General features: G+C 61.3%; 1 protein-coding gene. It reads left to right on the top strand.

Annotation, left to right across the window (positions count from 1 at the left end; genetic code table 11):
* Positions 1 to 316 (top strand): hypothetical protein (locus tag AB4Y44_RS42535; protein ID WP_368702832.1); only part of this gene is annotated, 316 nt, incomplete at its 5' end.
* Between the last annotated feature and the right edge of the window lie 43 nt (positions 317 to 359).

The following is a 359-nucleotide window of genomic DNA, read 5'->3' as shown; positions in this document are numbered from 1 at the left end:
AACCGGGCCTTCCCCATCAACTGTCATGTCCTTGACCGATACCGATCGCCTTTCGCCAAGAATCACACCTGCTGGCCACCTGCTTGCCGCGCCGGACGTCGAGGCGCCTGTGCTGCCCGATGACGTACCGCTGGGCGTGGTTTTCGCGCGCGGCGCCGGTCACGGGCTGCTCTATCTGGGAAGCTCTACCATCGGGCGGGCATTGCCGCCCGCCTGGGCGTGGTGGCGAGAACTAGGGAAGGTCTGCAAAAGTCCTGGCGTTGAAGTCACGTTGTCCTATCCTGGAAGAACGCGAATTAAAGGAGTTCCTCGATGACACAGCTCGGTCTTGGCCTGGATCTTTCAACGAAACGCACGCG

Origin of the sequence: Paraburkholderia sp. BR10937 (assembly GCF_040965695.1) — a bacterium.
Taxonomy (GTDB): domain Bacteria; phylum Pseudomonadota; class Gammaproteobacteria; order Burkholderiales; family Burkholderiaceae; genus Paraburkholderia.
This window is presented reverse-complemented; position numbering and strand designations above follow the sequence as displayed.